The following is an 8,801-nucleotide window of genomic DNA, read 5'->3' on the forward strand; positions in this document are numbered from 1 at the left end:
CGAGAAACGGCATCCATGGATATGTTGCAGCAAGTGCACCGGGACATGCCAAAGCGGCCACAAAAGCCAAACGGCCTGTCGGAAATTCTGCGCAAGGCAAAGGGCGGGTTTTCGCACCTGCGGCTACATCGAGTCATTAAGTAGCTCCGAGCTTCGCAGCATCAAAATGTTTGCCTGCGCCAATTCCGAGCTCGGCAAAGCGGGCTAATGGATCAGTTTGAAATGAGTGCGTCTGCCGAACACGGCAAAATTGCCGAGACACAACGGCAGACGACCTCAAGAACCAACCCCTATCACATCATCGGTAGCTTCTGGGCCACCCCGATTGCTGCTGTCGTGCCCGCCGATCACCGCCAGTCCCGCGCTTTCCCCATAGGACCAGCCCCCGCGGCTTCCTCCTTGGGAGGTTTTCCAACGCGGGCCGATATCAACCCCAGCCCGAACCCGCGCGCCGCGGCCCGCATCGAAAAACCTTCACCTAAGCGGTCTCTCGCCAGCCACCGCGCAAGGAGCGGGCGCCGTCGCCGACGGGTGGCGGTCCGGCGAGGGTCGCGAGGTATTCGGTCAAGGCAAATCGCTCTGCGTCTCTAATAGCGTCCTGGCTGAGCCTACGTCGCTCGAGCTCGGCTGCTGCAAAGGAGGGCAGCATCTAGAGCCGCTCCCAACGCAAACCGATTTGCGCCAAACAGCAGTTGCCCCTCGAGAAGGGGCGACAACATAACAATCCCACTGACGAGGATTCCCTGATCCCTTCGAAGCACTGACGCGACTTTCGCCGCCCGGAAGCCTCCGTAACTTTCGCCCAGCAGGTATTGGGTGACGAGGCACGCGCGCTTAGTCAGACCGCGCTACCAGCAAGTGCGCCGATCCCCGCGGTGAGTGCCATGGCGAATGCGCCCCAAAACGTAACGCGCAGTGTGGCCTTAACGACGTCTGCGCCACCTGCTTTCGCGCCGATCGCGCCAAGCAGGGCAAGGAAGAGCAGAGAGGCGATGGAGACGATGGGGACCAGCATGGATGTGGGTGAGACCAATACCATCGCGAGTGGCATGGCCGCGCCTATGGAAAAGGTCGCAGCTGAAGTCAGTGCCGCCTGAATCGGGCGCGCTGCGGTCATTGTGGTAATGCCAAGTTCGTCGTGCGCATGCGCACCAAGGGCATCCGTCGCCATCAATTGATTGGCAACCTGGCGAGCAAGCTCCGGCTCGAGGCCGCGCGTTACATAAATCTGCGCGAGTTCTTCCCGCTCAAAGTCGGGCTGCGTCGTTAGTTCCATGCGTTCGCGGTCAAGGTCGGCTTTTTCCGTGTCAGACTGCGAGCTGACCGATACAAATTCGCCGGCCGCCATTGACATTGCTCCCGCGACCAACCCCGCTATTCCAGATAGGAGAACTTGCGAACTTACGGCAGAACCAGACGCGACGCCCACAATCAGGCTCGCTGTCGAAACGATTCCGTCGTTTGCTCCCAGAACTGCAGCGCGCAACCAGCCTATGCGCGAGACCAGATGGTTTTCACTATGCAGACGGCTCATGTCTTTCTCCGGATCACGCCTTCAAGTCTGGTGGCTTCCGCGACAGTGTTGGAGATTGTCCCGTATTTGCAGACGTTCTCGTGGAGAAGCTTAATCGATGGAGATGATTTTTGGCGGGCTGTCTCGCCTTATCGCATGCGCGCTGCCCGTGTGTTCCAGATTGCCGCCATTAGCCAATGTTCAGGATCCTTCTTGTTGGGAAATCAACCAGCAGAGCGGAGGTTTCTTTTGCAGCCAGGAGCCAAAGTATCCAACGTCCGGATCTCAGACAAACAAAAGTCTTAGGCGAGAATTATCGATTGGCATTGATCCAGCGCAAACCCGAACCGATGGCCCAGCTTGATACGAAAACTGGTGATGATCCCAGTCGTTTTGTCCAAGGGCAGCTTCGGTGATGACGGCGAACACGCCGCCGTCACGAATTGGCTTCCTAGTCGTCCTCGTCAAGCCCCTCGTGTGACGTTCCATTGTCTTCTGCATTGACTAAAGAACGATCGAGATTAGCGCCGTCACTACCGAAAGTCGGCATGTCGTCACTTTCATCGCTGATCGAAATACCCTGGATCGATTGATGGCCATTGATGGGTTTCATCGGGATTGCTCCCAAGTCAAGCGGGGCGTCCGCAGATTTGACTGAGCAGCCGGCACACTTCGGTTCGGAGGCAGCCGGCAGGGCCAGAAAGGTGAAGGTCGCCAGCGATCCCAGGCTGGCAAGCAAGATCAACAATTTGCGCATGGTTCTGATATCCTTCTATTTCGGCCATGATTGAGCGCGATGAGATCTTGCTACAAGATCGGCGCTTGCAGCCGGCCGTGAAGGGTTGACAGCAAATTGACAGCTTCCTTATGCGACAAATTTCACCCATGAAGACGAGACTGAAACGCTTCTCTGTCTTAGCCCTGGTTGGCCTTCTCCTGGCAATGCCACTTGCGGCTGGCGCGGGTGACAATGAGGACGATGAGGACCATGACCGTGCCAGAGACCTGCATGAACAAGGAGATATACGGAGCCTGTCGGATATTCTTGCTGTGGTGCGCGCCGAGGTTCCTGGAGACGTCGTGGCGATCGACCTCATTCGGCGTGAAGACCGATGGGTCTACCGGTTCCAGGTTGTGACACCGGACGGCCGCCGCAGGATCGTTCATGTTGATGGGCGTGCAGGATCGGTGATGCGCGACGAGGGCAATGATTGATGAAAATCCTCCTTGTCGAAGATGAGCCACGGATCGCAGCAGACATTGCCGCCACGCTGAAATTGTCGGGCATGGCGGTCGATGTTGTTAACGATGGAGAACGGGCGTGGTTTGCCGGCGATGTTGAGAACTATGACGCCGCCATCCTTGACCTGGGCCTGCCCAAACTTGACGGACTCACCGTGCTTCGAAGATGGCGGGACAACGCCCGCCGATTTCCGGTCCTCATTCTGACTGCCAGGGGCGTTTGGACCGAGCGCGTCGAGGGTATCAATGCGGGAGCCGACGACTACCTTCCCAAACCCTTTGAGATGGAGGAGCTGCTGGCGCGAATTCGAGCGCTGCTTCGTCGCTCGACCGGACAAGCAACGCCCGTCTTGCGATCAGGGCCATTGCTGATGGATACACGCCAGATGCGAATATCGCTTCGCGGCGTGCCTATCGCGCTGTCACCTCTAGAGTACCGGTTGCTCGGATTTCTCATGCATCACGCCGGGCGGGTGGTCGCGCCGACGGAACTGGCCGAACACCTTTATGATTCCGGAAACGAACGCGATCCGAACGCGATCGAGATGATCGTGGCGCGTCTACGCCGCAAGCTGGGCAGCCAGGTCATCGAAACGAGGCGCGGATTTGGCTATCTGGTGCCGGACGATTCCGTATGATGGGAAACTCGATCCGTATCAGGCTTTGGTCAGCGGCAACGATCTCCATTCTCATCGCGCTGGCAATCGCCGGCATCGGGTTGCGCTTCTTGTTCGAACGTCATGTTGAGAGGCGTGTGGTCAGCGAACTCACCGTTGACCTCAACGAACTGATTAGCGCGACGAGCTTTACTGGTGCCGGCAAGCTATCGGTAACACCGGTCTTCACCGACCCGCGTTTCAAAACGCCCTTGTCGGGATATTACTGGCAGGTCGAAGACCTTGCCTCCGGCGACCTCACTCGGTCGCGATCGCTGTGGGATGCAACCATTGCAAGGCTTGCCGATCAGTCGGGCGATGGCAGCGTCAATGTGGAGGAGACAGCTGGTCCCGATGGCACGATCGCCATCGCGGTCACTCGCAAAATTACCGAGCCAAACGGACGATCCTTTCGCGCCACGGTGATGGAGGACCATCGGACAATCCAGACGTCGGTAAGCGAGTATGTCCGCGAGCTGGCGCCCGCAATTGTCCTCCTTGCGTGTGTCCTGACCGCAGCTTTTTTCACTCAGATCACGGTCGGTCTTACCCCGCTTGAGAAATTGCGTCGTGCGGTCAGCGACGTTATCAGCCGGCGAACCGCACGGCTCGACGGTTCTGCACCGAGCGAAGTTCAGCCTCTTGCCGATGAGATCAATCGCCTTCTCGAGATGCAGGAGAAGGCGCTTGCGCGTGCCCGCTCGCGTGCAACCGATCTCGCGCACGGTCTCAAGACACCGTTGCAGGTTCTTGCAGCCGACATCCGTCTATTGCGCCGAAAGGGTGAAGCAGACTTGGCCAACGAGATCGAGAAGAGCCTCGCGACAATCAGGCGCCATATAGACGTGGAGCTCGCGCGAGCACGCCTTGCTCCCGACATTACCGGCAAGACGGAGTGCGGAGTCCTGGACATCGCCGAGAGCATAGTAGGGGTCGTGGAGCGCACGCCCCGAGGCAGGAGATTGCAGTTTGCTGTCGATGTCGCAGAAAAGCTCACCGCGCCCGTCGATGAAGGAGATCTCTCCGAAATCCTGGGCAATCTGATTGAGAACGCGGCACGGTTTGCAAAGAATTCCGTGCGTATGGAGGGGTCTTTCAGTGAGGGCGGGGTGGTGATCGTGGTTGCCGACGATGGTCCCGGCATTCCTGACACGGAAAGGAAATTGGCATTGTCGCGTGGTGTTCAGCTCGACAGGAAAGGCAGCGGTAACGGCCTTGGCCTGGCCATCGTCTCCGATATTGTCGACGCGTACGGTGGTCGATTGAATCTGACGGACGGCAAGCCGGGGCTGACTGTCACCCTATTTCTTCCGTGGCACAGCTGATCCTGCCGTCTCAACCGAATCCGGGGAAATAGTCCACCTTGATCCGTGAACGACGTACGCCTAATGATCGTAGCATTTCGCGAAGCGTCCTTACCATTGCTTGAGGTCCGGAGATGTAGAAAGTTCGCTCGGGATAATCCGGGACTGCGGCCTGCACGAGCCGGGCATCGATGCGTCCGCAGTATTGTCCCTTTTCTGCACCTCGGGCGACGGCATAGATCGTTCGGATGCCGAGATTGCGTTGCGCGGCCTCGAATGTTTCCCGATAGGCGATGTCTTGTTTGGTCTCAATGCCGTAGATAATCACGATCGGCCGCGCTTCATCGTGGTCAAGGAGGGACTGCACCATGCTTCGGAACGGTGTGATGCCGATGCCGCCGGCCAGAAAGGCAATCTTCTCGTTGGGGTTAGCCGGAAGTGTAAAATCGCCAGATAGCTGGGACGCGTAAATCCTTTCACCCGGAATCATTGTGGCCAGTGCACGCTTGAACGCGCTGGATTTGGAATAGAACTTAACGCCGAGACGAATCGTCTCTTCTGTCGGGGATGAAGCGACTGTGAAGTAGCGGCGGTTTCCACGTTTGTCCGGGTCATCGAGGCCCAGCGTCCACTCGAGATACTGGCCCGCTTGAAACGGCAACCGACGCGGCGACCTGAATATGAAATCATAGGTATCGAGGGCAGATTGTTCGATACGTTCCAGTGTTAGCACGAAGCGTCCCTTAGGGCCGACTGTATAGGCAAAAAGGTTCCCAACGAGAAGAGCGACTTCGGGCGTAAAATAGAATGAACCGATGTGGATATTGGGCGCAGTAAGGAATGCTACAATCGCCCCAAAGGCCAGGCTAGGCCAGCGCATCGTGGGCGCAGTCAACGGCTCCGTCAACATGACAAATGCGAAGAAGAAGAGCGGAGAAGACCGGACGGTTTCGATAAGGGCCGTCTGATATTGTGCAGGATTGGTGGTTAACAGAACCGTTGCGAAATTCACCAGAACGAACGTTGTCACCAGGTCGAATCGCTTCAGCTTGCGAACGACCAAAAGTCCGCCAATGAGGACCAGCGGAAGCAGGGCGAGGTTGCCGCCGATCCACCAAGACGGCGGCTGATCAATAAGCAATGCCGACAGAGCAACGCCGAACGCCGCAGGGTTCAAAATGTGCTTCCTGCCAATGGCAAGGATGAATTTGGAAGCCATCGCCCACACGGAAGCAAAGATCATTGCGCCGATCGCCTTTGTATCCGACGCAGTCGTTGGGTCCAGGATAAGAGCGAGAATGAGAGCGGTAATGTAGACCGACTCGGTGTTGGCCGGCACGCTAAAAACACGAGCGAAGATGAAGTTGGTGACGGAGCACGTGGCGAGGATCAAGGTTGCCGAGAATGCTATTGCGGTCGGCTCGTGTGGCACGAGTTGAAAAAAGCCGAACACGAATGCCGCCCCCAATAGCGCCTCTAAATAGTAGAGCATCAGGCGATACATTGTGAGACGGTCAAGTTTACGCTCGAGAAATCGAATCATGGCTCGCAATAGGCTCCAAAGCCGCTGGTCAGGGTGGCGCGGCCTACGCTGTCGACGACGTAGCCATCCAAACCTGGCATCCGTTCAATAAAGTGAATCCCGGCTCGGCCCATGGCGAACGCACCCGTAGCAAACCGATCAGCTTCAAGCACATCGGGGCCGATGACCGTTAAACTGATGATTTCGTCTATCAAGCGTCCAGGCGCATGGGGGTTGTAGATATGTTGGCCGCGCACGTAGGTGCCCGATGTTGCGACGCCGCGTCCTCGTGGATAGATGACCTTGATGATCTCGTCCGCGTTAAACGGACTGCGAATGCCGACACTCCAATTACTTCCCGCGACGTTCCTGCCGGATGACTGGATATCACCGCCGGCATCAATGAAGAAGTCGCGCGCGCCCGAATCGATGATGATCCTGGCCGCGTTTCGGATTGCCCAGCCCTTGACGATTCCTGATGGGTCGATCGAGCCCTCCGCGAGGCGGATGTCAAAAAATCCATCCGTCTCGCTTTTCGTTTGTTTGGCAAGGGCCAAGACCTCGCGCATCTCGTCACTGTACTCGGCCGAAGTGAGCTCGCCACGATTAATCGCTTGGATCTCGCTTTCGGCAATATAGGTACTGAAACGCCGATCCACACTTTCAAAATATGCGAAAACCGCGTCAACGACTGCACCGTCAACGGCTGCGGTCACGTCGACGGTGATCGGCATACCCATAAGGATTCGCGTTCTACGCATCGGTCACAATGCAGCTTGTTTCAGCGCGCCGCCAAGCGAGCGGATGAACGCCCTGCTGGTCAGTGTCGCGCCTGATACGATGTCGACTTTCGCGCTCTGGGCCGAGACTGCCTCGTCCCGAAGCAGAGGCAAAGCCTGACGGTTGATGTAAACGGATGTTCGGCGATCGGAGGGATATTGGAGGATTTTTATGGCAGATAGTCGACCATTCTCGATCACCGCCTGAAGCTGAACCAAACCGTAATAGGCGTCTGCGGCTGGGCCGGTATAAACACCATCGACATAACCGCTGGCTCGGGCAGTCATCGTAGCGCGCACCACACGCGCTGGCCCTTCCGTGTCATCAGGCCCAGATCTATGTGTCTGTATGTAATCCGCGGTGGTTGCAGGTACGGAAGGCCTGTTCCACATCACGTTCAAGTCGACTGGTTTGAAATGAATCGGCGACGGCTTGGAGGCTGTTGCATCTGGTTGCCCGGTCGAAGGCAATGTGGTTGATCTTGATCCGAGCGCATCAGCGGGTGCTGGCCAAATTGGGGGCATAGGGTTGGCAGCGGGCTGACCAGGGACCTGCTCCAGTGGCCCAACTGGGTTCTCGGCACTCGCCGCGCGTGCTGAACGTAACAGATCGTCGGCTGGCATGTTCGCAACTTGATGCAAAACATAGGCGCCGGACGCCGTGATCACAAAAATGGATAGGGCTAGTCGTTTCATCGATGTCCTCGTTTCTAACAGCGGCTCGTGTGGCGACGGTCGCTGGCTCGGCCGTCAACAACGCAATATCCCACGCCTGAGCTGACAATTGGCTGTCAGCGCCCACTACGAATAATTAGCTTTCGATAATGTCAGCCGCCCGATGCAACGTTGATGGAGAGATTTGGGCTTTTCGACAGCCCTCCGGTGCTCAAGGAGATGGATGGAGGCGTAACGATCTCCCAATCTTACGGTTTCGATTGGTTGAGTCGGGGGTCGAGACAAGAACATTATCAAATTGCAGAATTCGCGGAAATGCTCCTGTCGTGGTCAGCACGAGGGTTTTGCCAGAAGAAAAACTGATTTGATGATGCTGGCTCGTGTTGAACAATCAGATGGGCGACTGCGGATCTATGCGAAGGACGTTTGGAAACCACTGGGACGGCAGGTATTCTTCTGAAACCTGTTACTTAACGACTAATTCGCGCATGGGCTGTGCATTAGGATCATGCTGTGTGGCATGAGCGATCGCACCCCCATTTAGGAAAACGCTTTGACTGTCTGCGAAAGCCCGAAGAATGTTCGCTCTATGAGCCGCTTTTCTGGGGCGCTGGCTGATCATATGGATCAAATACTGGTCGCGATTGCAGTCAGTGGGCTTGTCGCCGGGTTCGCAGTAAAATTGACGAGCTGGCCGTCAGAGCCGCAGCTCGTATGGGCGGCCGCAACGCTTCCGGTCTTGATCGCACTGCTTTTCCAGGCAGGACGTTCAATGCTTCACGGCGATTTCGGCCTCGACATCGTTGCTGCCTTATCCATGACGGTTGCACTGGCCTTTGGCGAAACCCTGGCGGCGAATGTCGTTGCACTCATGTACGCCGGAGGACAGCTGCTTGAAGCCTTCGCATCCGGCAGGGCAGCAAAGGAAATGACGGCGTTGCTGGGCCGAGTAGCGCAAACCGCAATGTGCTACCGCGGCAACCAGCTCGAAGAAGTCCCCATTGAGATGTTGTCTCCAGGCGACAGGCTCCTGATCCGACACGGCGAAGTTATCCCGGTCGACGGGGTTGTCTTCTCCGGCTCTGCTCTGTTGGACCAATCGGCGCTGAC

The 8,801-nt window shown here is 57.1% G+C and carries 8 protein-coding genes and 2 pseudogenes; 4 read left to right on the forward strand and 6 right to left on the reverse strand.

Annotated features, from left to right (window positions below; all coding sequences use genetic code 11):
* Nucleotides 1-523: 523 nt before the first annotated feature.
* The 3 genes and pseudogenes from AAAC48_RS12035 to AAAC48_RS12045 form a co-directional block, all read right to left on the reverse strand.
* Nucleotides 524-815 (reverse strand): annotated as a pseudogene (locus tag AAAC48_RS12035) (carboxypeptidase); the annotation flags it as partial.
* A 23-nt stretch (nucleotides 816-838) separates the two neighbouring features.
* A complete protein-coding gene (locus AAAC48_RS12040; protein WP_340654400.1) occupies nucleotides 839-1,534 on the reverse strand; it encodes a VIT family protein in 696 nt (231 codons plus the stop codon).
* Between the two features lie 430 nt (nucleotides 1,535-1,964).
* Nucleotides 1,965-2,270 carry a hypothetical protein gene (locus AAAC48_RS12045; RefSeq protein ID WP_340654401.1) on the reverse strand — a complete coding sequence of 102 codons (306 nt, stop codon included), beginning with the start codon at nucleotides 2,268-2,270 and terminating at the stop codon, nucleotides 1,965-1,967.
* 128 nt (nucleotides 2,271-2,398) lie between these two features.
* On the opposite strand from AAAC48_RS12045, the gene AAAC48_RS12050 reads away from it, so the two are divergent.
* Genes AAAC48_RS12050 through AAAC48_RS12060 form a run of 3 tightly spaced genes read left to right on the forward strand, consistent with a single transcriptional unit; the run spans nucleotide 2,399 to nucleotide 4,736 of the window.
* Nucleotides 2,399-2,728 (forward strand): PepSY domain-containing protein, encoded by a 330-nt coding sequence (locus AAAC48_RS12050; RefSeq protein ID WP_340654402.1) that lies wholly within the window; start codon nucleotides 2,399-2,401, stop codon nucleotides 2,726-2,728.
* A complete protein-coding gene (locus AAAC48_RS12055) occupies nucleotides 2,728-3,393 on the forward strand; it encodes a response regulator transcription factor (RefSeq protein WP_340654407.1) in 666 nt (221 codons plus the stop codon). Before AAAC48_RS12050 ends, AAAC48_RS12055 begins: the two co-directional genes overlap by 1 nt.
* On the forward strand, nucleotides 3,390-4,736 hold the full coding sequence (locus AAAC48_RS12060) for a HAMP domain-containing sensor histidine kinase (RefSeq protein WP_340654403.1): 1,347 nt from the start codon (nucleotides 3,390-3,392) through the stop codon (nucleotides 4,734-4,736). The genes AAAC48_RS12055 and AAAC48_RS12060 overlap by 4 nt, the downstream gene beginning before the upstream one ends.
* Nucleotides 4,737-4,746: 10 nt before the next feature.
* Here the strand turns inward: AAAC48_RS12060 and AAAC48_RS12065 are convergent, their stop codons facing one another.
* From AAAC48_RS12065 to AAAC48_RS12075, 3 genes are read right to left on the reverse strand one after another with little or no spacing between them, the layout of a single operon-like run.
* A complete protein-coding gene (locus tag AAAC48_RS12065; RefSeq protein ID WP_340654404.1) occupies nucleotides 4,747-6,258 on the reverse strand; it encodes an RnfABCDGE type electron transport complex subunit D in 1,512 nt (503 codons plus the stop codon).
* Nucleotides 6,255-6,977, reverse strand: coding sequence for an FAD:protein FMN transferase (locus AAAC48_RS12070; RefSeq protein WP_340654405.1), 723 nt, complete (start codon nucleotides 6,975-6,977; stop codon nucleotides 6,255-6,257). Before AAAC48_RS12070 ends, AAAC48_RS12065 begins: the two co-directional genes overlap by 4 nt.
* A gap of 24 nt (nucleotides 6,978-7,001) precedes the next feature.
* Nucleotides 7,002-7,304 carry an FMN-binding protein gene (locus tag AAAC48_RS12075; RefSeq protein WP_340654406.1) on the reverse strand — a complete coding sequence of 101 codons (303 nt, stop codon included), beginning with the start codon at nucleotides 7,302-7,304 and terminating at the stop codon, nucleotides 7,002-7,004.
* Nucleotides 7,305-8,280: 976 nt separating this feature from the next.
* On the opposite strand from AAAC48_RS12075, the pseudogene AAAC48_RS12080 reads away from it, so the two are divergent.
* Nucleotides 8,281-8,801, forward strand: a pseudogene (locus tag AAAC48_RS12080) (heavy metal translocating P-type ATPase); the annotation flags it as partial.

The sequence above is a fragment of the Phyllobacterium sp. genome, from assembly GCF_037994405.1.
Lineage (GTDB): Bacteria > Pseudomonadota > Alphaproteobacteria > Rhizobiales > Rhizobiaceae > Phyllobacterium.